This window comes from Pseudoroseicyclus sp. CXY001 (assembly GCF_041714655.1).
Taxonomy (GTDB): domain Bacteria; phylum Pseudomonadota; class Alphaproteobacteria; order Rhodobacterales; family Rhodobacteraceae; genus Pseudoroseicyclus_A.
This window is the reverse complement of the sequence record NZ_CP168219.1, coordinates 839,045-863,254: the sequence shown is the minus strand read 5'-3', so window position 1 is coordinate 863,254 and position 24,210 is coordinate 839,045. Positions and strand designations below refer to the sequence as shown.

At 69.5% G+C, this 24,210-nt stretch carries 24 protein-coding genes; 12 read left to right on the top strand and 12 right to left on the bottom strand.

Annotated features, from left to right (window positions below; translation table 11 throughout):
• Position 1: 1 nt before the first annotated feature.
• The gene (locus ACAZ03_RS04340; RefSeq protein WP_373356157.1) at positions 2-538 is read right to left on the bottom strand and encodes a DUF2269 family protein; all 537 of its coding nucleotides are present in this window, start codon (positions 536-538) and stop codon (positions 2-4) included.
• A gap of 229 nt (positions 539-767) precedes the next feature.
• Between ACAZ03_RS04340 and ACAZ03_RS04335 the strand changes: the two genes are divergently transcribed.
• From ACAZ03_RS04335 to ACAZ03_RS04305, 7 genes are all read left to right on the top strand, one after another.
• A complete protein-coding gene (locus ACAZ03_RS04335; RefSeq protein WP_373356156.1) occupies positions 768-2,114 on the top strand; it encodes a xanthine dehydrogenase small subunit in 1,347 nt (448 codons plus the stop codon).
• On the top strand, positions 2,111-4,549 hold the full coding sequence (xdhB, locus tag ACAZ03_RS04330) for a xanthine dehydrogenase molybdopterin binding subunit (protein ID WP_373356155.1): 2,439 nt from the start codon (positions 2,111-2,113) through the stop codon (positions 4,547-4,549). Before ACAZ03_RS04335 ends, xdhB begins: the two co-directional genes overlap by 4 nt.
• 154 nt (positions 4,550-4,703) lie before the next feature.
• Positions 4,704-5,648 (top strand): xanthine dehydrogenase accessory protein XdhC, encoded by a 945-nt coding sequence (xdhC, locus tag ACAZ03_RS04325; protein WP_373356154.1) that lies wholly within the window; start codon positions 4,704-4,706, stop codon positions 5,646-5,648.
• Complete coding sequence (locus ACAZ03_RS04320) at positions 5,645-7,171, top strand: ABC transporter ATP-binding protein (protein WP_373356153.1); 1,527 nt, start codon at positions 5,645-5,647, stop codon at positions 7,169-7,171. Before xdhC ends, ACAZ03_RS04320 begins: the two co-directional genes overlap by 4 nt.
• Before the next feature lie 18 nt (positions 7,172-7,189).
• Positions 7,190-8,275 carry an ABC transporter permease gene (locus ACAZ03_RS04315; RefSeq protein ID WP_373356152.1) on the top strand — a complete coding sequence of 362 codons (1,086 nt, stop codon included), beginning with the start codon at positions 7,190-7,192 and terminating at the stop codon, positions 8,273-8,275.
• A 12-nt stretch (positions 8,276-8,287) separates the two neighbouring features.
• On the top strand, positions 8,288-9,214 hold the full coding sequence (locus ACAZ03_RS04310) for an ABC transporter permease (protein ID WP_373356151.1): 927 nt from the start codon (positions 8,288-8,290) through the stop codon (positions 9,212-9,214).
• A 92-nt stretch (positions 9,215-9,306) separates the two neighbouring features.
• Positions 9,307-10,389 carry a BMP family ABC transporter substrate-binding protein gene (locus ACAZ03_RS04305; RefSeq protein WP_373356150.1) on the top strand — a complete coding sequence of 361 codons (1,083 nt, stop codon included), beginning with the start codon at positions 9,307-9,309 and terminating at the stop codon, positions 10,387-10,389.
• Positions 10,390-10,509: 120 nt separating this feature from the next.
• Here ACAZ03_RS04305 and ACAZ03_RS04300 read toward each other — a convergent pair whose 3' ends face one another.
• Genes ACAZ03_RS04300 through ACAZ03_RS04290 form a run of 3 tightly spaced genes read right to left on the bottom strand, consistent with a single transcriptional unit; the run spans position 10,510 to position 11,792 of the window.
• Positions 10,510-10,980 carry an SRPBCC family protein gene (locus ACAZ03_RS04300; RefSeq protein WP_373356149.1) on the bottom strand — a complete coding sequence of 157 codons (471 nt, stop codon included), beginning with the start codon at positions 10,978-10,980 and terminating at the stop codon, positions 10,510-10,512.
• Positions 10,977-11,306 carry an ArsR/SmtB family transcription factor gene (locus ACAZ03_RS04295; protein ID WP_373356148.1) on the bottom strand — a complete coding sequence of 110 codons (330 nt, stop codon included), beginning with the start codon at positions 11,304-11,306 and terminating at the stop codon, positions 10,977-10,979. The genes ACAZ03_RS04300 and ACAZ03_RS04295 overlap by 4 nt, the downstream gene beginning before the upstream one ends.
• Before the next feature lie 60 nt (positions 11,307-11,366).
• Positions 11,367-11,792 (bottom strand): cyclic nucleotide-binding/CBS domain-containing protein, encoded by a 426-nt coding sequence (locus tag ACAZ03_RS04290; protein WP_373356147.1) that lies wholly within the window; start codon positions 11,790-11,792, stop codon positions 11,367-11,369.
• Between the two features lie 306 nt (positions 11,793-12,098).
• On the opposite strand from ACAZ03_RS04290, the gene ACAZ03_RS04285 reads away from it, so the two are divergent.
• Positions 12,099-13,169, top strand: coding sequence for an NAD(P)/FAD-dependent oxidoreductase (locus tag ACAZ03_RS04285; protein ID WP_373356146.1), 1,071 nt, complete (start codon positions 12,099-12,101; stop codon positions 13,167-13,169).
• Positions 13,170-13,267: 98 nt separating this feature from the next.
• On the opposite strand, the gene rfbA is transcribed toward ACAZ03_RS04285, so the two are convergent.
• The 5 genes from rfbA to rfbC are packed head-to-tail and all read right to left on the bottom strand — an operon-like array spanning position 13,268 to position 17,696.
• Positions 13,268-14,155, bottom strand: coding sequence for a glucose-1-phosphate thymidylyltransferase RfbA (gene rfbA / locus ACAZ03_RS04280; RefSeq protein ID WP_373356145.1), 888 nt, complete (start codon positions 14,153-14,155; stop codon positions 13,268-13,270).
• A complete protein-coding gene (gene rfbD, locus ACAZ03_RS04275) occupies positions 14,152-15,018 on the bottom strand; it encodes a dTDP-4-dehydrorhamnose reductase (protein WP_373356144.1) in 867 nt (288 codons plus the stop codon). The genes rfbA and rfbD overlap by 4 nt, the downstream gene beginning before the upstream one ends.
• A gap of 19 nt (positions 15,019-15,037) precedes the next feature.
• Positions 15,038-16,105: an acyltransferase family protein gene (locus ACAZ03_RS04270; RefSeq protein ID WP_373356143.1), complete on the bottom strand. Its 1,068-nt coding sequence runs from the start codon at positions 16,103-16,105 to the stop codon at positions 15,038-15,040.
• A complete protein-coding gene (gene rfbB, locus ACAZ03_RS04265) occupies positions 16,102-17,142 on the bottom strand; it encodes a dTDP-glucose 4,6-dehydratase (RefSeq protein ID WP_373356141.1) in 1,041 nt (346 codons plus the stop codon). Before rfbB ends, ACAZ03_RS04270 begins: the two co-directional genes overlap by 4 nt.
• Positions 17,139-17,696 carry a dTDP-4-dehydrorhamnose 3,5-epimerase gene (gene rfbC / locus ACAZ03_RS04260; RefSeq protein ID WP_373356139.1) on the bottom strand — a complete coding sequence of 186 codons (558 nt, stop codon included), beginning with the start codon at positions 17,694-17,696 and terminating at the stop codon, positions 17,139-17,141. Before rfbC ends, rfbB begins: the two co-directional genes overlap by 4 nt.
• A gap of 172 nt (positions 17,697-17,868) precedes the next feature.
• Here rfbC and ACAZ03_RS04255 point away from each other — a divergent pair, with 172 nt between their 5' ends.
• A complete protein-coding gene (locus tag ACAZ03_RS04255) occupies positions 17,869-18,474 on the top strand; it encodes a GcrA family cell cycle regulator (RefSeq protein ID WP_373357040.1) in 606 nt (201 codons plus the stop codon).
• Between the two features lie 96 nt (positions 18,475-18,570).
• Here the strand turns inward: ACAZ03_RS04255 and ACAZ03_RS04250 are convergent, their stop codons facing one another.
• Positions 18,571-19,770: a mechanosensitive ion channel family protein gene (locus tag ACAZ03_RS04250; RefSeq protein WP_373356137.1), complete on the bottom strand. Its 1,200-nt coding sequence runs from the start codon at positions 19,768-19,770 to the stop codon at positions 18,571-18,573.
• A gap of 109 nt (positions 19,771-19,879) precedes the next feature.
• Here ACAZ03_RS04250 and rimO point away from each other — a divergent pair, with 109 nt between their 5' ends.
• A complete protein-coding gene (rimO, locus tag ACAZ03_RS04245) occupies positions 19,880-21,262 on the top strand; it encodes a 30S ribosomal protein S12 methylthiotransferase RimO (RefSeq protein WP_373356136.1) in 1,383 nt (460 codons plus the stop codon).
• 489 nt (positions 21,263-21,751) lie between these two features.
• Positions 21,752-22,399: a hemolysin III family protein gene (locus ACAZ03_RS04240; protein WP_373356134.1), complete on the top strand. Its 648-nt coding sequence runs from the start codon at positions 21,752-21,754 to the stop codon at positions 22,397-22,399.
• Between the two features lie 4 nt (positions 22,400-22,403).
• On the opposite strand, the gene ACAZ03_RS04235 is transcribed toward ACAZ03_RS04240, so the two are convergent.
• Positions 22,404-23,171, bottom strand: coding sequence for a M48 family metallopeptidase (locus tag ACAZ03_RS04235; RefSeq protein WP_373356133.1), 768 nt, complete (start codon positions 23,169-23,171; stop codon positions 22,404-22,406).
• Positions 23,172-23,360: 189 nt separating this feature from the next.
• On the opposite strand from ACAZ03_RS04235, the gene ACAZ03_RS04230 reads away from it, so the two are divergent.
• Positions 23,361-23,597, top strand: a complete 237-nt coding sequence (locus ACAZ03_RS04230; RefSeq protein WP_373356131.1) for a hypothetical protein — start codon at positions 23,361-23,363, stop codon at positions 23,595-23,597.
• Between the two features lie 275 nt (positions 23,598-23,872).
• Here the strand turns inward: ACAZ03_RS04230 and ACAZ03_RS04225 are convergent, their stop codons facing one another.
• The gene (locus ACAZ03_RS04225; RefSeq protein ID WP_373356130.1) at positions 23,873-24,121 is read right to left on the bottom strand and encodes a DUF167 domain-containing protein; all 249 of its coding nucleotides are present in this window, start codon (positions 24,119-24,121) and stop codon (positions 23,873-23,875) included.
• Between the last annotated feature and the right edge of the window lie 89 nt (positions 24,122-24,210).

The following is a 24,210-nucleotide window of genomic DNA, read 5'->3' as shown; positions in this document are numbered from 1 at the left end:
TTCACGTCGCGCCCGGCAAACGCCCCCGCCGGACGAGCACCACGCCGAGGCCGGCCAGCAGCATCGCGGCCAGCGCGGCGATCCAGAGCTCGCCCCAGCCCGGCTTGGTCACCATCAGGAAGATGACCAGCACGTTGCCCATCTGCTCCGCCCGGCTGAAGGGCAGGATCCGCTGCGCGGCCGCCAGCGCCGCGGCGCGGTCCCCCGCCGCCTCGGCCGCCGCCACCTTGCCGAGCCTCGGGCCGAGCACCGCCCCGCCGTTCACCGCCGAGATCAGCGCCAGGATCAGCGAGATCGCCACCCAGGCCTCCGCCCCCCAGGCGCCGAGCCAGACGAGGAGCCCGCCCGACACCAGCGTCAGCAACGCGCCCGGCGTCAGAAGGGCGAGCCCGACGCCCGCCATCTCGCTCATCAGCCGCATCTGCCGGTCGACATTCGGGCCGATGACGAGCGTGAACACCACGAAGGTCAAGCCGCCGCCCACCCAGGCAAAGGCCGACAGAACATGCACAAATTTCAAGAAGCCATAGGCATCCATGGCACCCCTCCCCTTTTCTCCCGCCTCAAGCGGTGCCCCCTTCCGCAAGGTCGCGCAAGCGGCAAAATCCATGCCGCAGGGCTTTTCCGGCGCGCGCGGGCCGCTTGCGCGTGGCGAAAGACTTGCCAAGCGCCGCCCGGCCCGATTTCATCGAGACCTCAAAGGGCACGCTGTCTACGCCGCATCGGCAGCGGGTGCGCCAGGGGTGGTACAGCGGCGGGACCGACATATGCAGGTGCGCTTTCTTCTCAACGGAGAAGAGGTGACGGCCGAGGCCGCACCCGACATCACGCTGCTCGACTGGCTGCGCATCGAGCGGCGCCTCACGGGCACCAAGGAAGGATGCAACGAAGGCGATTGCGGCGCCTGCACGGTGATGATCACCGACGAGGGCGGCGCGCGGGCGCTCAACGCCTGCATCCTCTTCCTGCCGCAGCTCGAGGGGAAGGCCGTCCGCACGGTCGAGGGCATCGCCGGGCCGGATGGCACGCTCCACCCGGTGCAGGAAGCGATGATCGAGAAGCACGGGTCCCAGTGCGGTTTCTGCACGCCGGGCTTCATCGTCTCGATGGCCGTCGGGCATCTGAACGGGCGAACGGATCATGACGATGTGCTCGCCGGCAACCTCTGCCGCTGCACCGGCTACGCCCCGATCGTCCGCGCCGCCAAGGCCGCAGAGGGCGCGCCGGTGCCGGGCTGGATGGACGAGCGGGGGCCGGAGGCCGAGGCGGCGGAATTCGCCCCGGTCAGCGCCGATGCGCTGGCGGAGCTCTATGCGGCCAACCCGGGGGCGACGCTGGTCGCCGGAGCCACGGACGTCGGGCTCTGGGTGACCAAGCAGCTCCGCGACATCTCGCCCATCATCTTCCTCAACCGCTGTGCCGACCTGAAGGGCGTGACGGTGACCGACGGGATGATCCGTGCCGGCGCGATGGAGACGATGGAGACGCTCCTGCCGCTCCTCGCCGAGCACCATCCGAGCTATGCGGCGATGCTCCGCCGCTTCGCCTCCGTGCAGATCCGCTCGGCGGCGACCATCGGCGGTTCGCTCGCCAATGCCTCGCCCATCGGCGACAACGCCCCGGTGCTGATCGCGCTCGGCGCGACCCTGCACCTGCGGGCCGGGAGCGACCGGCGCGACCTGCCGCTGGAGGAGTTCTTCCTCGATTACGGCAAGCAGGACCGGCGCGAGGGCGAGTTCGTCGAGGCGGTGAGCTTCCCCGCCAGCGCCCCGGCGCTTCGCGTCTGGAAGATCTCCAAGCGGTTCGATCAGGACATCTCCTCCGTCCTCGCCGCCTTCAATATCGAGGAGACAGACGGGTCTGTCTCCTCCGCCCGCGTCGCCTTCGGCGGGATGGCGGGCATCCCGAAGCGCGCTTCCGGCTTCGAGGCGGCGCTGATGGGCAAGCCCCTGACGGAAGAGGTGGTGAAAGCCGCCCTCCCGGCGCTCGATGCCGACTTCACCCCCCTCTCCGACATGCGCGCCTCCGCCGGCTACCGGGCCGAGGCCGCGCGGGGGCTGGCCTTGCGCTATGCCGCCGAGATGGCGGGCCGCAAAGAGGAGGTGCGGGCATGAGCGTCGCGAAGCCCCTGCCGCATGACAGCGCCCGGCTGCACGTCACTGGCCAGGCCACCTATGTGGACGACCTGCCGCTCCAGCCCGGCACGCTGCACCTCGCCTTCGGCATGGCCGAGATCGCCCGCGGCCGCTGGACGGGAATGGACCTTGCCGCCGTCCGCGCCGCGCCCGGCGTGGTCGCTGTCCTCACCCATGCCGAGCTCCCCGGCCCCTGCGACTGCTCGCCCTCGCCCTTGCATGACGAGCCGCTGCTCACCGACGGGCCGATCCACTTCATGGGCCAGCCGCTCTTCATCGTCGTCGCCACCTCCCACCTCGCCGCCCGCAAGGCGGCGCGGCTGGGGAAGATCACCTACGAGGAGGAAACGCCCCTCCTCACCCTCGACGAGGCCCTCGCGGCCGACAGCCGCTTCGAGGGCGGCCCGGTCATCTGGGAGAAGGGCGACAGCGCCGCCGCCCTGTCCGCCGCGCCGAAGCGGCTCACCGGCAGCCTGACCATGGGAGGGCAGGAGCATTTCTACCTCGAGGGCCATGCCGCGCAGGTGACGCCGCTCGAGGCGGGGGAGCTGCTCGTCCAGTGCTCCTCCCAGCACCCGACCGAGATCCAGCACAAGGTCGCGGAGGCTCTGGGCCTCAACATGGGCGATGTGCGCGTCGAGATGCGGCGGATGGGCGGCGGCTTCGGCGGCAAGGAGAGCCAGGGCAACTGGCTCGCCATCGCCTGCGCCGTCGTCGCCACCCAGCTCCGCCAGCCGGTGCGGATGCGCTATGACCGCGACGACGACATGGTGCTGACCGGCAAGCGCCATGACGCGCGTGTCGAATACGACGTCGGCTTCGACGAGACCGGCCGCGTGCTCGGGCTCGACGTCACCCATCTGATCCGCTGCGGCTGGTCGATGGACCTCAGCCTGCCCGTCGCCGACCGGGCGATGCTGCATGCCGACAGCTCCTACAACCTCAAGGCGGTGAAGATCACCTCGCACCGGCTGAAGACCAACACCGCCTCCGCCACCGCCTATCGCGGCTTCGGGGGGCCGCAGGGCATGATCGGCATGGAGCGGATCATCGACCATATCGCCTGGGAGCTGGGCAAGGATCCGGTGGAGGTCCGCCGGGTGAACTACTACGCCGAGGCCGAGCCGCTCCATGGCCACGGGCCCGACAAGCCGGCCACCTCGGACGCGCCCGACGCACCCGACAAGGGCGTGGCCGACAGCCTCAGCCGCGCGGCGCCGATCTCTTCGGGCACCGGCGGCTCGCGGCGCTTCGGCGGCGCGCATTCGCCCAAGCCCGAGGGCCAGACCACGCCTTACGGGATGGAGGTGACGGATTTCATCCTCCACGGGCTGACCGATGACCTTTTGGCGCGCGCCGATTACGCGGCCCGCAAGGCCGAGGTGGCGGCGTTCAACGCCTCCGGTGGGGCGCTCAAGCGGGGCATCGCCTTCTCGCCGGTGAAGTTCGGCATCTCCTTCACGCTGACGCATCTCAATCAGGCCGGGGCCTTGGTGCATGTCTATCAGGACGGCTCGATCCGGCTGAACCATGGCGGCACCGAGATGGGCCAGGGGCTCAACCAGAAGGTCGCGCAGGTGACGGCGGCGCGGTTCGGGGTGGACGCCTCCCGCGTGCGGATCACCGCGACGGACACCGGCAAGGTGCCCAACACCTCCGCCACCGCCGCCTCCTCCGGCGCCGATCTCAACGGCATGGCCGCCGCCAATGCCGCCGACGCGATCCGTGCCCGCATGGCCGAGGTGGTGGCGCGCGAGTTCCAGGCGGCGCCGGAGGACGTGCGCTTCGAGGACAGCCGCGTCCACGTGGGCGGCGAGAGCATGAGCTTCGAGGAGGCGGCGAAGCTCACCTACGAGAGCCGCGTCTCGCTCTCCGCCGCCGGCTTCTACAAGACGCCGGAGCTGAGCTGGGACAGGATGAAGGGCCGGGGCCGGCCGTTCTTCTACTTCGCCTATGGCGCGGCGATCACCGAGGTGCTGCTGGATACGCGCACCGGGGAGAACCGGATCCTGAGGGCGGACATCCTCCACGACGTCGGCGCCTCGCTGAACCCGGCGATCGACATCGGCCAGATCGAGGGCGCCTATGTGCAGGGCGCCGGCTGGCTGACGATGGAGGAGCTGGTGTGGGACCAGAAGGGTCGGCTCCGGACCCACGCCCCCTCCACCTACAAGATCCCCGCCTGCTCCGACCGGCCGAAGGTCTTCAACGTCGCGCTCTATGCCGGCGAGAACCGGGCGGAGACGATCTATCGCTCAAAGGCCGTCGGCGAGCCGCCCTTCATGCTCGGCATCTCCAACTTCCTGGCGCTGGCCGATGCCGTGGCCGCCTGCGGGCCGAACTGGGCAGCGCTCGATGCCCCGGCGACGCCCGAGCGGCTTCTGGCCGCCGTGGCGCGGGCGCGGGGGCTCTGATGGCGGGCGGCGGGAACCACATGGTTTCCGCGCGCGATTTCCATATGGAAATCGCCGGCCGCCGGGGCGGCCGGGGGGGCTGTCTGCCCCCCGTCGCCCTGAAGGGCGACTCCCCCCGAGGATTTTTCGGGAGCAAAGACTGGGGGGGCCGGGGATGAGCTTCGACCTGCCGGCCCTGACGGACGCCGTGGCGGCGCATGGCGCGGTGGTGCGGCTGCTCGTCACCCATACCGCAGGCTCGGCGCCGCGGGGGGCGGGGACGGCGATGCTGATCTGGGAGGGCGGCGCCGAGGGCACCATCGGCGGCGGCAACCTCGAATGGACGGCCATGGACGAGGCGCGGGCAATGCTGGCCGGCGGGCCGGGCATCCGGCGCGAGACGAAGGCGCTCGGCCCCGCGCTCGACCAGTGCTGCGGCGGCGCGGTGCGGCTGGTCTGGGAGCGATTCGACGCGGGCAGCCTGCCGGAGGCCCTGCCCTATGCCCGCCCCATGGGCGCGGCGGCGGAGATGCCGGAGAAGGTCGCTTCCCGGGCGCGGCGGATGAAGCCGGGGGCGGCGCCGGTGGAGCTGGCCGGCTGGCTGATCGAGGCAGCGCCGGCCGGGGGCGCGCCGCTCTTCATCTGGGGGGCCGGGCATGTCGGGCGGGCGCTCGCCGGGGTCATCGCCCCCCTGCCCGGCTTCAACGTGACGCTGGTCGACGTTGCGGAAGCGCGGCTGCCGGAGGCCCTGCCCCAGGGCGTGACCGCGCGTGTGGCGGCGGATCCGGCGGCGCTCGTGCCCGGCCTGCCGACGGACGCGGGGCATCTGATCGTCACCCATTCCCACCCGCTCGACCTCGCGCTCTGCCATGCGCTCCTCACCCATGGATTCGCCCATGCCGGCCTCATCGGCTCGCACAGCAAATGGGCACGCTTCCGCAACCGATTGGCCGCCTTGGGCCATTCCGGCGCACAAATATCCCGCATTGCCTGCCCGATAGGCGACCCATCGTACGGTCGGGACCCACAGGCCATTGCGATAGGGGTGGCCGCTGCCCTAATCTCCGGAAAAGCCGCAGGGGCCAGACGGGCGGCGCAGACGGGGGACATGACTGGATGAGTGACGTGCTGCTCAGCCTGAAAGGGCTGACGAAGGCCTATCCCGGCGTGGTGGCGAACGAAGATGTGAGTTTCGATATCGGGGCCGGTGAGGTCCATGCGCTCCTCGGCGAGAACGGTGCCGGCAAGTCGACTCTGGTCAAGACGATCTACGGCCTCGTGCGCCCCGACACCGGCACGATGACGCTGGCCGGCGCGCCCTACGAGCCGAGCCAGCCCTCCGACGCCCGCGCCCGCGGCGTCGCGATGGTGTTTCAGCATTTCTCGCTCTTCGATGCGCTCAACGTCGCCGAGAACATCGCGCTCGGCATGGAGACGCCGCCGCCGATGGGCGAACTGGCGCAGAAGATCCGCGAGGTCTCGGAGGCCTACGGCCTGCCGCTGAACCCGGCGCGCACCGTCGGGGACCTCTCCGCCGGCGAGCGGCAGAGGGTGGAAATCATCCGCTGCCTCCTGCAGGATCCCAAGCTCCTCATCATGGACGAGCCGACCTCGGTGCTGACGCCGCAGGAGGTGGAGATCCTCTTCCACACGCTGCGCAAGCTCCGCGAGGAGGGCACCTCGATCCTCTACATCAGCCACAAGCTGGAAGAGATCCGGGCGCTCTGCGAGAACGCGACGATCCTGCGGCTCGGCAAGGTCGTGGGCTCCTGCGACCCGCGCCAGACCTCCGCCAAGGAGATGGCGGAGATGATGGTCGGCTCGGTCCTGCATGTGCCGGAGCGCGAGCCGGCGCCGCCGGGCGAGGTGGTGCTGGAGCTGAAGGGCCTCGCCGCCCCCTCCCCCCGCGCCTTCGGCACGGCGCTGAAGGATGTGAACATCGAGGTCCGCAAGGGCGAGATCGTCGGCATCGGCGGCGTCGCCGGCAACGGGCAGGACGAGCTTCTGCTGGCGCTCTCGGGCGAGATGCGCACCAAGCCCGACATGGTGATCCTGAAGGGCAAGCCGATCGGCAACCGCCCGCCCGATGCGCGCCGGGCCATGGGGCTTCTCGCCGCGCCGGAAGAACGGAACGGCCATGCCTCCGCCCCCGATATGACGCTGACGGAGAACGCGGCGCTGACCGCGCGCGTCCGCAAGAAGCTCTCCTCCAACGGCTTCATCTCCTGGGGCCGCTCGAAGGGCTATGCCGAAGAGGTCATTCGCGATTTCGACGTGCGGACGCCGGGGCCCGCCAATGCGGCGCGCTCGCTCTCCGGCGGGAACCTGCAGAAATTCGTCATCGGGCGCGAGATCATGCAGGCCCCCGAGGTGCTGGTGGTCAACCAGCCGACCTGGGGGGTCGATGCCTCCGCCGCCGCCGCGATCCGTCAGGCGCTCCTTGACCTAGCGTCCAAGGGCGCCGCGGTGATCGTCGTCAGCCAGGACCTCGACGAGCTGATGGAGATCTCAGACCGCTTCGCCGCGCTCAACGGCGGCGTCCTCTCTGCCCCGCGCCCGGCGCAGGGGCTGACGATGGAACAGATCGGGCTGTTGCTCGGCGGCGCCCATGACATGCACGACGTAGAGGCCGAACATGCCTGACTTTGAGGGAGGCCGCGCATGATCCGCCTCGAACGCCGCCCGCAGCCGTCGGACGCCTGGTCCTACGCCACGCCGGTGCTGGCGGTGATTCTCACCATGGTCGTGGGCGGCATCCTCTTCGCCTTCCTCGGCAAGCCTCCGCTCGTCGCCATCCGCACGATCTTCTGGGATCCGCTCTTCGGCGATTTCGCCAGCTATACGCGCCCGCAGCTTCTGGTGAAGGCGGGGCCCTTGATCCTCATCGCAACGGGGCTGGCCTTAGGGTTTCGGGCGGGCATCTGGAACATCGGGGCCGAGGGGCAGTACATCATGGGCGCCGTCTGCGGCGCCGCGGTGGGGCTAGCCTTCTACCCGTCGGAAGCCCGCTGGCTGATCTTTCCGCTGATGATCATCGTCGGCGCGCTCGGCGGCATGGTCTGGGCCTGGATCCCGGCGTTCCTGAAGACGCGCTTCGGCACAAACGAGATCCTCGTCTCGCTCATGCTCGTCTATGTGGCCGAGAACATCATCGCTTATGCGGCGCTCGGGCCCCTCAAGAACCCCGAGGGCATGGGCTTTCCCGGCTCGCGGCGGCTGAGCAACTGGGAGGCAGCGGCGAACCATGAGCTGATCGCCGGTACCGGGATGCACTGGGGCGTGGTCTTCGCACTGATCGCGGTGATCTTCGCCTATGTGCTCCTCGCGCGGCACACGCTCGGCTTCGCCATCCGCGTCACGGGGGAGAGCCCGCGGGCCGCGGCCTTCTCGGGGGTGGACCCCAAGCGGCTCATCATCCTGTCGATGCTGATCTCCGGCGGGCTCGCCGGGCTCGCGGGCATCTTCGAGGCGACGGGGCCCGCGGGCCAGATCACCATCGACTTCGGCACGGGCTACGGCTTCACGGCGATCATCGTCGCCTTCCTCGGGCGGCTGCATCCGATCGGCATCCTGCTCGCCGGGCTGCTCCTCGCGCTCACCTATATCGGCGGCGAGATGGCGCAGCTTCAGCTCGCCCTGCCCGCCGCCGCCATCCAGCTCTTCCAGGGGATGCTGCTCTTCTTCCTGCTCGCCCTCGACGTGCTCACCAATTACCGCCCGCGCTTCGGCAGCGAAGCGGCGGCCTGAGGAGACCGGCCCATGGGAGACATCAACCCGATCCTGCTCATCGCCTCGCTGATGGTGGCCTCGACGCCCATTCTCTTCGCGGCGCTGGGCGAGCTCGTCGTCGAACGCGCCGGGGTGCTGAACCTCGGGGTGGAGGGGATGATGATCACCGGCGCCGTCATCGGCTTCGCGGCCGGGGTCGGCACCGGATCGGCCACCGTCGGCTTTATCTGCGCGGCGCTGGGAGGCGCCGCCCTGTCGCTGATCTTCGGGGTGCTGACGCAGCTTTTCCTCTCCAACCAGGTGGCGACGGGGCTGGGGCTGACGCTCTTCGGGCTCGGGCTCGCCTCGATGATCGGGCAGAGCTATGTCGGCATCCGCGCGCCCTCCACGGCGAAGATCGACATCCCGGTGCTGACGGACATTCCCGTCATCGGGCCGATCCTCTTTCACCATGACCTGCTCGTCTACATCGGGCTCCTGATGGTGGCGCTCGTCTGGTATTTCCTCGCCCGCACCCGCGCGGGGCTGATCCTGCGGGCCGTCGGCGAGAACCACGAGGCGGCCCATGCGCTCGGCTACAAGGTGGTGCGCATCCGCCTGGCCGCCATCGCCTTCGGCGGCGCCATGGCCGGGGTCGGCGGGGCGTATCTGTCGATCATCCGCGTGCCGCAATGGACGGAAGGTCTCACCGCCGGCGCCGGCTGGATCGCGCTCGCCATCGTCGTCTTCGCCTCCTGGCGGCCGATCCGGCTTCTGATCGGTGCCTATCTTTTCGGCGGCATCACGGTGCTGCAGCTCAACCTGCAGGCCGCCGGCGCGCGGGTGCCGGTCGAGATATTGTCGATGTCGCCCTATCTCGTCACGATCATCGTGCTCGTGATCCTGTCGGCCGGCAAGGCGGGCGCGGCGCTGGGGGCGCCGGGCTCGCTGGGCCGGTCGTTCCACGCCTCGAGGTAAGCGCGAGGCCCCTTCCACGCCTCGCGCCAGAGGTCACAGACAAGATGCCCCCCGGGCGGGCCAAGTCCCGGGACAAACAGGGAGTTTGAGAGATGAAAAGACGTACCCTTCTGACCACCGGCGCCGGTGCCGCCGCCGCGGCGACGCTCGGCCTGCCGGCCCGCGCCCAGGATACGCCGAAGATCGGCTTCATCTATATCGGCCCGGTCGGCGACGGCGGCTGGACCTACCAGCACGATCAGGGCCGGCTCGAGGCCGCCGCGCATTTCGGCGATGCCATCGAGACGATCTACCAGGAGAACGTGCCCGAGAGCGCCGATGCCATCCGCGCCCTCAGCCAGATGGCCCTCTCCGGCGCCGACCTGATCTTCACCACCTCCTTCGGCTACATGGAGGCCACCGTCGAGGCAGCCCAGCAGTTCCCGGATGTGAAGTTCGAGCACGCGACGGGCTACATGCGCGCCGATAACCTCGCCACCTATGACAGCCGCTTCTACGAGGGCCGCGCCATCGAGGGGCTGATCGCCGGTCACATGACCAAGTCGAACAAGATCGGCTACATCGGCTCCTTCCCGATCCCCGAGGTCATCCAGGGCATCAACTCCTCCTTCCTCCACGCGAAGAAGGTGAACCCCGATATCGAGATGGTCGTCATCTGGGCCTACACCTGGTTCGACCCCGCCAAGGAGGCCGATGCCGCCAAGGCGATGATCGAGCAGGGCGTCGACGTGATCCTGCAGCACACCGATTCCACCGCCCCGCAGGCGGCGGCGGAAGAGGCGGGCGGCGTCTACACCTTCGGCCAGGCCTCCGACATGGCGGCCTTCAAGCCGGAGCCGCGGATCTCCTCCATCATCGACAACTGGGGCCCCTATTACATCGAGCGCATCCAGGCGCTGATCGACGGGACCTGGGAATCGACCGCCACCTGGGGCGGCATGGCCGAGGGCCATGTGGTGATCGGCGAGATCACCGATGTGGTGCCGGCAGAGGTCAAGGCCGAGGCGGAAGAGATGATCGCCGCCATCACCTCGGGCGAGTACCACCCGTTCACCGGCCCGATCATGAAGCAGGACGGCTCCGTCTGGCTCGAGGAGGGCGAGGTCGCCACCGACGAGATGCTCCTGGGCCTCGACTTCTACGTGGAAGGGCTGACGGGCGAGATCCCGTCCTGATCCTCGCAGCTTGAGACGAGGAAGGGCCCGCCGGAAACGGCGGGCCCTCTTTCGCTTGCGGGGGGACGTTCGGGGCTCTGCCCCGGACCCCGAGGTATTTTCGGCCAGATGAAAGGCGGATCAGCGCGCCAGCCAGGCCGCGAGCTTGTCCATCGTGGTGTTGCCGATCTCCACCGCGCCGAAGCCGATGGTGCCGTCGCGCTGCTCGCGCGTCGGGTGAAGCTGGCGGAGGCTGACAACAGTCTTGCCGTTCGACTGCTCATCAAAGGTGACGGTGACGCGGAAGCGGCCGGGGTCGGCAGGGTCGGCATTGCCGTGATCCATCACGATCAGCCGCGGCGGGTCGATGGTGATGAACTGCATGAGGTTCTCGTAGGTCACGTCCGGCCCCACCATGTCGAACCGCCAGTGGCCGCCCTCGCGGATGTCGGCCTCGTGGCTCACCGTCTGCAGCCCTTGGGGGGAGAACCAGGCGGCAAGGGCGGCGGGGTCGGTCCAGGCGGCGAAGACCTCGTCGATCGGATGGTCATAGACCCGGGTCAGCACGATCTCGCGGTCGAGCGACCAGGTGTCGAGGGGGGAGGCACTCATTGGGGGCGGTCCTTTCGGTTGAGGTAATCGCCGAGCCGGTCGAGCCGGCCGGTCCAGCGGCGCATCTCGGCCTCCATCCAGCCGCGCGCCTCGGCGAAGCGCGCCTCCTCCAGCCGGCAGATGCGCTGGCGGCCGCGCTTTTCGGTGGTGATGAGGCCGCCGGCCTCCAGCACCTTCAGATGCTGAAGAAACGACGGCAGCGCCATGTCGAAGGGCTCTGCCAGGGCGCCGGCGCTCTCCTCCCCCGCCGCGAGGCGGGAAAGGATGGCGCGCCGGGTCGGATCGGCGAGGGCGTGGAAGGTGCTGTCGAGCAAATGGTTAGGCATGTGCCTAGGTATCCGGCGAGCCCGCCGCCGGTCAAGCAGAAACTTAGGCAACAGGCTAAGTTAATCGCGCTCCGCCGGGAAGGGGAGCCGGGCCAGCTCGCGGCGCTCGGCCTCGGCGAGGATCGACACCGGCATGTCCCGCTCGGAGACGATGCCGAGCATCTCGCTCCGCCGCATGACCGGCAGGTGGCGGATGCCATGGGTGCGCATCTTCTTCAGCCCGTCGAGGGGGCTCTCGCCCTCCTCCCCCGTGATCGGCCCGGGGGTCATCACGTCACCGACCGTCGTCTCGGACGCATCGCGGTAGCGGCAGATGACCCGCCGCAGGATGTCTCGCTCGGTGACGATGCCGACGAGATTGCCGGCCCTCAGCACGATGATCGCGCCGATCCGTTCGTCGCACATGCGCTTGCAGGCGGTGAGGATGGAGGTCTCCGGGCTGGCGGTCACGACGGTCCGGCGCGCCGCCATGTCGCCCAGCGTCATGAGAGGCATAACAGGTCCTGGCAAATAACTCGGTCATCAAGGCAATGTCCGGCGACCCTATCCGACAGCGGCAGGGCGGCGAGTCCGGATATCCTGACCGCGGTTCGGTTCCGCCCCAATTCTGCTTAAAATGCTCCTGACCTCATCGGGGAATGGCAGGCAATCCGTTGATTTCACTAAGGTAAGGCGCAGACCGCTTGACGTTCACGTCATCGTCCGCGGCCGGACTTGGCAGCGCGCCTCGCGGGTGCGAGGGTGCGCCGGCGGCGGCGGCAGGCCAGCGCAGACAAGGCAATCGGGGGCATCATGGCGGATTTTCTGGTCATCGGCGGCGGCATCGCCGGGCTTTCCGCCGGGGCGCGGCTGGCGGAGCTCGGCTCCGTCCATCTTCTCGAGCGCGAGACGCAGACGGGCTACCACGCCTCCGGCCGCTCCGCCGCGCTTTTCGAGGAAAGCTACGGCCTGCCGACGACGGTGGCGCTCAACCGCGCCAGCCATGACGAGCTGAAGGCGGCGGGCGTGCTCAGGCCGCGGGGGCTGCTCCTCGTCGGCTCGCGGGGCACCGCCGCGGCCTTCGCGGCCGACATGAAGGCCATGCATCTGACCCCGGTCACCCCGGCGGAGGCGGCGGGGCTCTGCCCGATCCTCGATCCCGTCAGGGTCGACCGTGCCGGCTATGACGAGGCCGCCTGGGACATCGACACCCATGCGCTGATGACGCGCTTCACGCAGGCCATCCGCGCCAATGGGCGCGTGCAGACCGGCGCGGAGGTCACCGGCATCGCGCGGGAGGCCGGGCGCTGGCGCGTGAGCCTTGAGGGTGGCGAGGTGCTGGAGGCGGAGGTGCTGGTGAACGCCGCCGGCGCCTGGGCGGACGGGGTCGCGGCGATGGCCGGCGTCGCCCCCCTCGGGTTGACGCCGCTCCGCCGCTCGATGGCGCGCGTGGCGGCGCCGCAGGGCATGTCCCCTGCCCGCTGGCCCATGGTCATGGGGCCGGGCGAGGACTGGTACATGAAGCCCGACGCCGGGGCGCTGATCGTCTCCCCCGCCGAGGAGGATCCGGCCGAGCCGCATGACGCCTGGGCGGACGACATGGTGCTCGCCGAGGGCATCGCCCGCTTCGAGGCGCATGTGACGATGGAGGTCACGCGGCTCCTCTCCTCCTGGGCCGGCCTACGGACCTTCGCGCCCGACCGGCAGCTCGTGCTGGGGCCGGATCCCGACGCGCCGGCGTTCCTGTGGTGCGCCGGTCAGGGGGGCTACGGCTTTCAGACCTCCTGCGCGGCCAGCCGGGTGCTCGCCAGCCATGTGGGGGGCGCGGCGGAGGTGGAGCCGGGGGTGGTGGACGCGCTGAGGCCGGATCGGCTTCGCGGCTGAGACGGTTGGTCAGCGGAGCGCCTGCGGCGCATTCTTTTAAGTGCGTTGGAGGCGCTGCCTCCAAACCTCCAAGGTGTTTTCGGCCAGATGAAAGCGGATCAGACCTGCCGGTCCTGCAGGGGCAGGTCGGCGAGGTACTTGCCGTAATCGTTCTTGCGGAAGGTCTTGGCGCGCTCACCGAGCTGCGCCTCGTCGATCCAGCCGAGGTTGTAGGCGATCTCGTCCGGCGAGCCGGTCTGCAGGCCCTGCCGCTTGGCGAGGGTCCGCACGAAATTCCCCGCATCCAGCAGCGAATCATGCGTGCCCGTATCGAGCCAGGCATAGCCGCGGCCCATGCGGAGGACGTCGAGCGCCCCGTCGTGGAGGTACATCTCGAGGAGCGTCGTGATCTCGAGCTCGCCCCGCGGCGAGGGCGCGACGGCGCGGGCCCGCTCGGGGGCGGTGCCGTCGAGGAAATAGAGCCCGGTCACGGCGTAATGGGAGGGCGGGACCTCCGGCTTCTCGATGATCTGGCGGACGGAGCCGTCCGCCCCGAAATCGACGACGCCATAGCGCTCGGGATCGGCCACGTAATAGCCGAAGACCGTGCCGCCCGTTGCCTTCGCATCGGCGACGGAGAGGAGCTGCGGAAGCCCGTGGCCGAAGAAGATGTTGTCGCCCAGCACCATGGCGGAGGGGGCGCCGGCGAGGAAATCCTCGGCGAGGATATAGGCCTGCGCCAGCCCGTCGGGGCTCGGCTGCTCGATATAGGTGAGCGAGATGCCCCATTGGCTGCCGTCGCCGAGCGCCCGCTTGAACTGGGCCTGATCCTCCGGCGTGGTGATGACGGCGATCTCGCGGATGCCGGCGAGCATCAGCACGGTCAGCGGGTAATAGACCATCGGCTTGTCATAGAGCGGCAGGAGCTGCTTGGAGAGGCCCATGGTGATCGGATAGAGCCGCGTGCCGGAGCCGCCGGCGAGGATGATGCCCTTGCGGTTGGTCATTTCTTCTCCGTCTTGAGGGCGGCGAGCACGTCCTTGAGGCCGGCGCGCCAGTCGGGGCGGGCGATACCATAGGCCTCTGCCAATGACCCGCAATCGAGGCGGGAATTGAGCGGCCGCGCGGCGGGGGTCGGGTATTCGGCGGTGGGGATGTCCACCACCTCGACCTCCTTGCCGGCCTGCGCGAAGATCTCGCGGGCGAAGCCGGCCCAGGACGTGTCCGGCGCGCCCGAGAAGTGGAAGGTGCCCGAGGTGCCCCGCCCCTCGTGGAAGGCCCGGGCCATGGTCAGCAGCGCCTCGGCGATGTCGGCCGCCGGGGTCGGGCCGCCGATCTGGTCGCCGACGATCGTCAGGCGGTCGCGGCTTTCGGCGAGGCGGAGCATGGTCTTCACGAAATTGCCGCCATGGGCGGAGAAGACCCAGGAGGTGCGCAGGATCGCATGGAGCCCGCCGGCGGCGCGCACCCCCTCCTCCCCCGCGAGCTTGGTGCGGCCATAGGCGCCCAAAGGGGCGGTCGGATGGTCGGGGGCGAAGGGCGCCTCCCCTGCCCCGTCGAAGACATAGTCGGTCGAGACATGCAGGAACGGCAGGCCGGCGGAGGCGGCGGCCCGGGCGATGGCCTCGGGCGCGGCGCCGTTGATGGCGGCGGCGAGCGCCTCCTCCTCCTCCGCCTTGTCGACGGCGGTATAGGCGGCGGCGTTGATGACGACCTCGGCCCCCTGGGCCGCGGCCTCGGCCACCACGCCGGCGCAGGCGCCAGGATCGGAGAGGTCGGCCTCGTCCCGGCCGAAGGCGATCACATCATCGGCGCGCGCAAGAATCTCGCGGGCGACCTGCCCCGTCTTGCCGAACATCAGGATCTTCATGTGCGGCGCTCCGGGCGGATCATATCACGACATTCCTTTGCGCTTCGATATCGGCGCGATGGACGCTGGCAAGCGCCGGTTTCTCGATCAGATGCCATGACAGCACCGCGCAGGCCAGCGTCAGCGGCAGGGCGAAGGCAATGTTGCCGGCCGGCGTATCGCCCCCCCAGCCCGCCGCCAGTTGCTGGACGGGAAAGGCGTAGATGTAGGTGCCGTATGAATAATCCCCGAGCCGGTTGTAGGCGAGAAGCGGGGCGATGCGGGAAAATCCGAGGAGGAGGACGCCATAGCTCAGCGCCAGCACGAACACCGCATGGAAGAGCGGCGTGGCCCAGGCGAGGGCGGCGGCCAGGGCAAGCGCGGCCAGAAGGAGCGGGCTGAGCGGGATCGACGCCCGCCAGACATAGGCCGCGGTGCCGAAGACGAAGGGCAGCGCGACCTCGAGGAAGAGCCCCGCGATGCCCGGCAGCGGCAGAAAGGGCCCGGAGACGCAAAGGGCCAGCGTCAGCGCGAAGGCCAGGGCGAAGAGCCGGCGGTTGCGCAGAAGCCCTGCGGCGCCCGTGACGACGACGCAGAGGTAGCACATGACCTCGTGAAACAGCGACCAGAGCGATCCGTTGATGGCCTGCTCATAGGGCAGATTGAGGAAGACGCCGGGCATCTCGAACTGGATGTAGGCGAGCGTGAGGTTGCGCAGCAGGAACTCCGGCACGGCCGCCCAGAAGACCGCCGCCGGCGCCTCGGTGAGGAATAGCCCGGCGACGAGCACGGTGAGCAGCAGCATCACGATCAGCGCCGGGTAAAGCCGCATCACCCTTGCCCGCACGAAACGGCGGCGCGTCCGGCTCCGCTCGAAGCTCTTGGCGATGAAGAACCCCGAGATGGCGAAGAAGACATAGACGCATACCCGCCCGAGCGTGAGCCCGTGAAGCCAGGCCTGCAGCGGCTCGCGGGTGCCGGGCCCGGAGGAGAGCGGCCAGGCATGGGAGACGAGCACGCCGATGGCGGCCAGGATGCGGATCAGGTTGAAATTGTTCTGCCTTCCGGAGGAAAGGTCGGCGATCCGCAAGGGTGCGGCTCGGGTCATTCCGCCGTTCCCAGCCGTTCGCCGACGCCCTTGCGGCCCTGCAGGGCGCGCCACCAGTCCTCGTTGTCGAGATACCACAGTACGGTCTTCTCCAGCCCCTCCTCGAGGGTGACGGACGGCCGCCAGCCGAGCTCCTCGCGAATGCGGCTGGGGTCGATGGCATAGCGCGCGTCATGGCCCGGGCGGTCGGTCACGAAGGTGATCTGATCGGCGTAAGGGTGGTTGGCGGGGCGCTTCTCGTCGAGGATGCGGCAGATGGTCTGCACGAGGTCGATGTTCTTCGCCTCGTTCTCGCCGCCGATGTTGTAGCTGCGGCCGACGGCGCCTTCCTGGACGACCTTGAGGAGCGCCTCGGCATGATCCTCGACATAGAGCCAGTCGCGCACGTTGAGGCCCTCGCCGTAGACGGGGATGTCGCGGCCCGAGAGCGCGTTGAGGATGACCACGGGGATCAGCTTCTCGGGGAAGTGGAAGGGCCCGTAATTGTTGGAACAATTGGTCATGACGATGGGCAGGCCATAGGTCTCGTGCCAGGCGCGGACGAGGTGGTCGGAAGCAGCCTTCGAGGCGGAATAGGGCGAGTTGGGCGCGTAGGGGGTCTCTTCGGTGAACTGGCCCGTCTCGCCCAGCGTGCCGAAGACCTCGTCGGTGGAGATATGGTGGAAGCGGAAGCTCTCGGGCTTGCCGGCGCGGACCCAGTGGGCGCGGGCGGCCTCCAGCATGTTGTAGGTGCCGGTGATGTTCGTCTCGATGAAATCGCCGGGGGCGTCGATGGAGCGGTCGACATGGCTCTCGGCCGCCAGATGCATGACGGCATCGGGGGCATGGGCGGCGAAGATCCGGTCGAGCGCCGCGCGGTCGCGGATGTCGGCCTCCTCGAAGGCATAGAGCGGGCTCGCGGCGACGCTGGCCACGTTGTCGAGGCAGGCGGCATAGGTCAGCGCGTCGACATTGACGATGTGGTGCCCGTCCGCCACCGCACGGCGGACGACGGCGGAGCCGATGAACCCGGCGCCGCCGGTGACGAGGATTTTCATTTTGCCACCTCGAAGGGGGTCTGGAAGGCCTCGAAGGGCTGCGCGCTTGCATCTTTGCCGCTGAGGACCGGCTCGCGGCCCTCAAGCGGCCAGTCGATGCCGAGCGAGTCCCAGCGGACGGCGCCGTCGCATTCGGGCGCATAGTAATCCGAGCATTTGTAGGCGATCTCGGTGCCGGGCCTCAGCGTGACGAAGCCATGCAGAAACCCGGCGGGCACGAAGAGTTGGCGACCGTTCTCGGGCGTCAGCTCGATGCCGAACCACTGGCCATAGCTCGGCGAGCCGGCGCGGGCATCGACGGCGACATCCCAGAGCGCGCCGGCATTGCAGCGCACGAGCTTGTCTTGCGCATGGGGCGGCGCCTGGAAATGCAGGCCGCGGAGCGTGCCTGCGGCCTCGGAGCGCGAGAGGTTGTCCTGCACGAATTCCATCGGCAGGCCCGCCTCGCCGGCCACCTTGCGGGAATAGGTCTCGACGAAATAGCCGCGGGCATCGCCGTGGCGCTTCGGGGTGAGGACGATCACGCCGTCCAGCGGGGTCTTGTCGATCTGCACTCTTCAGCCTGTTGCCGCGCCCTTGGGTCGTCCGCGTCTAGCAAGGCGGGGCGGGGATGTCACCTCTCCGCCGCCGACGCTTGTATCTCGGGGCGTCATGACTAGTATTATGCCCTTGATGACGAGGCCCGCCGCTCTGCCGGGGCCGATCCTGCAATCCGAAGGAAGCTTCATGTCCTGGACCGACGAGCGCGTCGAGACGCTGAAGAAGATGTGGAACGATGGCAAATCCGCGAGCCAGATCGCCAAGGAACTCGGCGGCGTCACCCGCAATGCGGTGATCGGCAAGGTGCACCGGCTGGGGCTGTCGAACCGCACGGCCGGCCCCGCGCCGGCCGCCGGCGCCGCCCCGGCCGCGCCCGCCGCCGCCGCTGCCCCCGCCGCGGCCCCCCGCGCCGAAAAGCCGGCCGAGCCCGCGCGCCCCGCCCCCGAGCCTGCCGAGGCCGAAGCGGACACCGCGCCGGCCGCCAGTGCCGAGCCCGCGATCAGCCCCGCGCGCCGGGCGATCATCCCGGCCGGCCAGCCGCTGCCGCCGCAGCCCTCCGCCAACGAGATCAGCCCCGAAGCGCTCGCCAAGGTGAACGAGGTCGAGAAGGTTGCGAAGAAGCTCACCCTGATGGAGCTGACCGAGCGGACCTGCAAATGGCCCGTAGGCGACCCCGCGACGGAGGACTTCTGGTTCTGCGGCCTGCCCGTCCAGCAGGGCAAACCCTATTGCGAGGCGCATGTGGGCGTCGCCTTCCAGCCGATGAGCTCGCGGCGCGACCGCCGTCGCTGAGGGCTGTTAAAAGGAGCGCCTGCGGCGCACGCCTTTAGTGCGTTGGAGGCTCTGCCTCCAAACCTCCGAGGTATTTTCGGCCAGATGAAAGGTGGATCAGTCTTCGACGGGTTTTGCCGTACCGCCCTCGCTCTGGGGGACGGCATCCGACGGCACGCCGCCGGTGGAATCCGCGGCCCTGCCTGACGGCCCCCGGGGGAGGTCGCGGGTGCGCTCGGGGGGGCGATCCGCCATCGTGAGCTCGCCGCGGGCCTTCGGCAGGGCCGAGGGATATTCGGCCTGAAGCCAGCTCGTCATCTTCTCGCGGATCTCGCAGCGCAGATCCCAGGCGATGGGCGAATTGCGGGCGGAGACGAGGGCGCGGATGGTGATGACATCCTTGTCTGTCTCGGTGACTTGCAGATTCACGACCTTGCCATCCCAATGCGGGCTCGCTTCGGCCAGTTCCTTGAGCTTTTCCCGCATGGCGGCGACCGGGGCCGTCCAGTCGAGATACCAGAAGACCGAGCCGATGATGTCGGCATTCTTGCGCGTCCAGTTCTGGAAGGGCTCCTCGATGAATTTCGAGAGCGGCACGATGAGCCGGCGCAGGTCCCAGATGCGGACGACGACATAGGTCGAGGCGATCTCCTCGATCCAGCCCCATTCGCCTTCGACGATCACCACATCGTCGATGCGGATCGGCTGGGTCATCGCGATCTGGATGCCGGCGATGAGGTTCGCCAGCACCGGCCGCGCCGCGAAACCGAGCACCAGCCCGGCGGCGCCTGCAGAGGCGAAGAGCGAGACGCCGTATTGGCGGACGGTTTCGAAGGTCGCGAGGACGCTCGCCAGCGTCACCAGCACCACGACGATCTTGCCGGCCTGCTGCAGGACGCGCATCTGCGTGGCCTGCTTGCGGGCGGCGAGATTATCCTCCGCATCGAGGGCAAGCCGGGCATTGGCCCGCTCGACCACTACGTCGATGGCGATGAGGACCATCCAGCCGATGAGCGTGATGACGACCGCCACCGCGATCTTCGCCAGCCAGTACTGGAAATCCTCGTCGAGCCGGGCGCCCTGCGCGAAGAGCGTCGCGACGCCGATGACGAAGCCGAGCCGTGCCGGCCGGCGGAGCTTCGGCAAAAGCCGCGCGGCCAGGCCGTTGCGGTGGCTGAGCGCCCGGCGGAGCCCCGCCCAGAGAGCGAGGTGCAGCGCCCAGCCCGCAACGAGGCCGAGGGCGACGATCAGCCAGGGCCAGAGCGTGTTCGGCACGACGGCCTCGATCTCGCCCAAAGCCTGTTCGATCTCGCCCATTCCGGCCTCCGCAGCTTGCCGTCCCCGGCCTTCAGGATAGCGCTGCGCCGCAGCGTGGCAATGCGGGGGGCCTTCCAAGGCGCGCCCGAAGCGCGTATGAGCCCCGCCCATGCAAGCAAATCCGCCAGATCTCCGCCCCGACCGCGCCGGCCTGCCGAGGATCGATGGCAGTGCGCGCCCCGGCCAGCCGAAGATCGGCATGGTCTCGCTCGGCTGCCCCAAGGCGCTGGTCGACAGCGAGCGGATCCTGACGCGGCTCCGGGCCGAGGGCTATGCGATCAGCCCCGATTACGCGGGCGCGGGGGCGGTGATCGTCAACACCTGCGGCTTTCTCGACAGCGCCAAGGCCGAGAGCCTCGAGGCCATCGGCGAGGCGCTGGAGGCGAACGGCCGCGTGATCGTCACCGGCTGCCTCGGCGCCGAGCCCGAATACATCACCGGCGCGCATCCCAAGGTGCTCGCGGTGACCGGGCCGCATCAATATGAGGCGGTGCTCGATGCGGTGCACAAGGCGGTGCCGCCGAGCCCGGACCCGTTCATCGACCTGCTACCAGCCTCCGGCGTGAGCCTCACGCCGCGGCATTACAGCTATCTGAAGATCTCCGAGGGCTGCAATCACGCCTGCAAGTTCTGCATCATCCCGGCGATGCGGGGGCGGCTCGCCTCCCGCCCCGCCCATGCGGTGATCCGCGAGGCGGAGCGGCTGGTGGAGGCGGGGGTGAAGGAGCTGCTCGTCATCAGCCAGGACACCTCGGCCTACGGGCTCGACATCCGCTATGCGGAGGAGCGAGGCCACCGGGCGCATATCACCGATCTGGCGCGGGACCTCGGCAGCCTCGGGGCCTGGGTGCGGCTCCACTACGTCTACCCCTACCCCCATGTGCGCGAGCTCATTCCCCTGATGGCGGAGGGGCTGGTGCTGCCCTATCTGGACGTGCCCTTCCAGCACGGCTCTCCCAGCGTTCTCAAGCGGATGGCCCGGCCCGCGGCCTCGGCGAAGACGCTCGACGAGATCGCCGCCTGGCGCCGCGACTGCCCGGAGATCACGCTGCGGTCGACCTTCATCGTCGGCTTCCCCGGCGAGACGGAGGCGGAGTTCGAGGAGCTGCTCGACTGGCTGGACGAGGCGCAGCTCGACCGGGTCGGCTGCTTTCAATACGAGAATGTCGCCGGCGCCCGCGCCGCGGCGCTGCCGGACCATGTGCCCGAGGAGCTGAAGGCCGAACGCTGGGCGCGCTTCATGGAGAAGGCGCAGGCGATCAGCGCGGCGAAGCTGGCGCGGAAGGTCGGGCAGCGGCTGGAGGCGATCGTGGACGAGGTGGATGCCGACGGCGTTGCCACGACGCGCACCAAGGGCGACGCACCGGAGTTCGACGGCAACCTCTTCCTCGACGAGGGGACGGAGGGGCTGAGGCCGGGCGACATCGTCCGGGCCGAGGTCGACGAGGCGAGCGAGTACGACCTCTACGGGCGGGTGATCGGGCGAGCCTGAGTTTCGGGGCCGGGGGCGCCGGGCTTAAGCCCGGCCTACGCGCAACCCTAGCCGCCGGCGTAGGGTGGGTTTGTAACCCACCATGCCTTCGCAACCATTCCCGCCGCCGCCGCGCAGTGCGAGCACCGGCCCGGGGGTTGGCGCTCCTCACGGCTGAACGGCGCACTTTATGGCGCCGCCACCTCCCCGCTCACCGGCACCGCCTGCCCTACAGGAGCGCCAGCCCGCGGGACGGGCCGGCGCTCGCCCTGCGCCTGCGGCGCGCACCGGGCGGGGGAATGAGCGGGACCGTTGCGCCGGAGCGGAGGGTGCGTTGCAACCCACCATCCATGCCCCGACCCAACCATAGGGGACTTTGCGAACGTTGCCCCCCTTGTCGCCTCTGAAACCGACCCTGCGGAGGCACCCGCATCCCCGTGCCGTCACGTCCCGTCCTCCTCACCACAAGCGTGATTGGAAAACCGCAACCGTCCCGTGAGAAGGTGGGGCATGACCAGATTCGCCCAGACCTATCCCGTCCTCGCCCGCAGCGAGAGGATTGCCGACGGCATCATGCATGCCTCGGGCGTCCTTCTTGCAATCGTCGGGGCGGCGCTGCTGATCCCCTTCGCGGCCATCTACAGCAACGGAAATGTCGCCGCGATTTCCGTCTATTGCGGGATCCTGATCTTCGCCTTCACGGCGTCGGCGCTCTATCACTTCCCGCCGCGGGAAGCGGCGCGGGGGGTGCTGCGGCGGGTCGATCAGGCGGCGATCTGGCTGAAGATCGCCGGCACCTACACGCCGTTGACGCTGATGATCGGCACCGGGCTCTCGACCGCCGTCCTCTGGATCGTCTGGGGCCTCGCGGCGGTCGGCGCCTCGATGAAGCTCTTCCTGCGGGTGGGGCCGCCCTGGGTCTCGCCGCTTCTCTACCTCGCCGCCGGCTGGCTGAGCCTGGCGCTGATCTGGCCGATGGCCATGACCTTTCCGCTCGCATCGACGATCCTCATCCTCGCGGGCGGCGTGCTCTACACGATCGGCACCGGGATCCTCTACCTGTCGAAGATCCGCTACCTGACGGCGACCTGGCACGGCTTCGTGCTGGCCGCGTCGGGCTGCTTCTTCGCCGCCGTGGCCGTCGCCGCCTTCGCCTGAGCGCTCAGGCGCCCGGCTGCACTGCCCCCTGCAGCGCCGCCACCGTCTGGCGAACGACGGCGATGCGCTCGGCATTGGCCGGGTGGCTGCCTAGGAAGCGGTCGCCCGGGTCGGCGATGCGGAAGAAGAAGGCCGAGCCGAGGAGCGGATCATAGCCGGCGAGAAGCGCGATCTCGGTGCCGACGGCATCCGCCTCCAACTCGAACTCCTTGGAATAGCGGCGGGCGCCGACGGCGGCGCCGAGCTCCGCCGCCATGCGCACCGCCTCGCTCGACGCGCCGCTGACGCCGGCAATGCCCGAGAAGACGGCCGCCGCCGTGCGGGCGTTCTCCTCGCTGCGGGCGATATGGCCGGCGACCTGATGGCCGGCCTCATGGGCGAGCACGAAGGCCATCTCGTCGGCATTCTGCAGATCGGCGATGAGCGCGAGGGTGAAGACGATGATCGGCTGGCCGCTCTCGTCGAGCATCTGGAAGGCATTGGGCGGCTCGCCGGGGCGGTCGTCGACGAGGATGATGAAATCGCAATTGGCGCGCGGATTGCGCTCGCGGCAGAGCCGTTCGGCCACGGGCTCCACCCGGTCGATCATCTGCACGAAGCTGCGCGCCGCCACGCGCGAGGGCTGGACAGGCCGGGGCACGCTGCCGAGCCGCGCCTCCTGGCTGGAGGCGCCGGAGGCGGGCGGGGCCGACGATTGCGGCGCAGGTGAAGACGCACAGGCCGCCAGCGCCGCGAGAAGGGTGGAGAGGAAAACGGCTCTGATGATGCCCATGCCCGGCCCCCTGGGTCAGAGCCCCGAGCGTCGCCGTCTCGAGGAGTGTCGCGGTCTTGCCGGCACCACGTCACCGCGCGGCGCCTGTTTTGAAGGTGATCCTAACCCGAGCGCCGGGGGGGCCGCCAGTCCCGGCTGCGTGAACGGCCGGCGCTTGCGCGACGGGGGGGCGGCGATTAGCCTTTCCCCATGTTCACCATCGAGCACGACTTCGACTCAACCATCGTCACGCTGATCGACGAGGGCGCCACGCCCTTGCAGGAGGATGTGACGGTCAACGCCTTCGAGGAATGCGTGACCCTCGAGCAGCTCGACCCGCGGACCGACCGGGTCCAGCGGATCACGCTCTCGCCCGAAATGGTCCGCGACCTTCTGGCCGCCCTCAACCTGCCCGAAGGCATCTACCGGCTCAAACCCGTGGAGTGACGGCCCTTCGGGGGCCCGGGACTCTGCCGCTGCCGCGCGAGGGCGAGCCCAGCCTCACCATAGCGCCAGCCCGCGGGACGGGCCGGCGCTCGCCCTGCGCCTGCGGCGCGTTACCCGGGCGGGGGCACCGCTCCAGCGGCGCAAGCGGTGGGTTACAAACCCACCCAACCCCCGCGGCGAGGCCAAGCGTAGGCGGGGCTTCAACCCGGCAACCCTCCCGGCCCCACGGAGATCGCCCGATGTCCGGGCACGATCGTCGCGCGACAAACGGGCGCTCAGCTGATCTCGAAGAGCTTCTCGCGCCCCGTCTGACCCCTCACCAGCGTCAGCCGCCCCGGCGCCACGCCCAGCGCCTTGGCGAGGAGCTTGCGCACCGCCTCGTTGGCCTTGCCGCCCTCGGGCGCCACGGTCACATAGACCCGCAAGGGCTCCCCCGGCTCGATCCGCGCGCGGGAGGCGCGGGGCGTCACGCGCACGGCGATGCGGGCGCCGGGCTGTGCCAGGGAGGTCAGATCGGGCGTCATGCCTTCCCCTACCCTGCCCTCGCGCGGCGCTCCAGCCTCTGGACGGCGCGGCCTCGCCTGCCTACCTAGGCGCAAACGCTGCCCGGAGT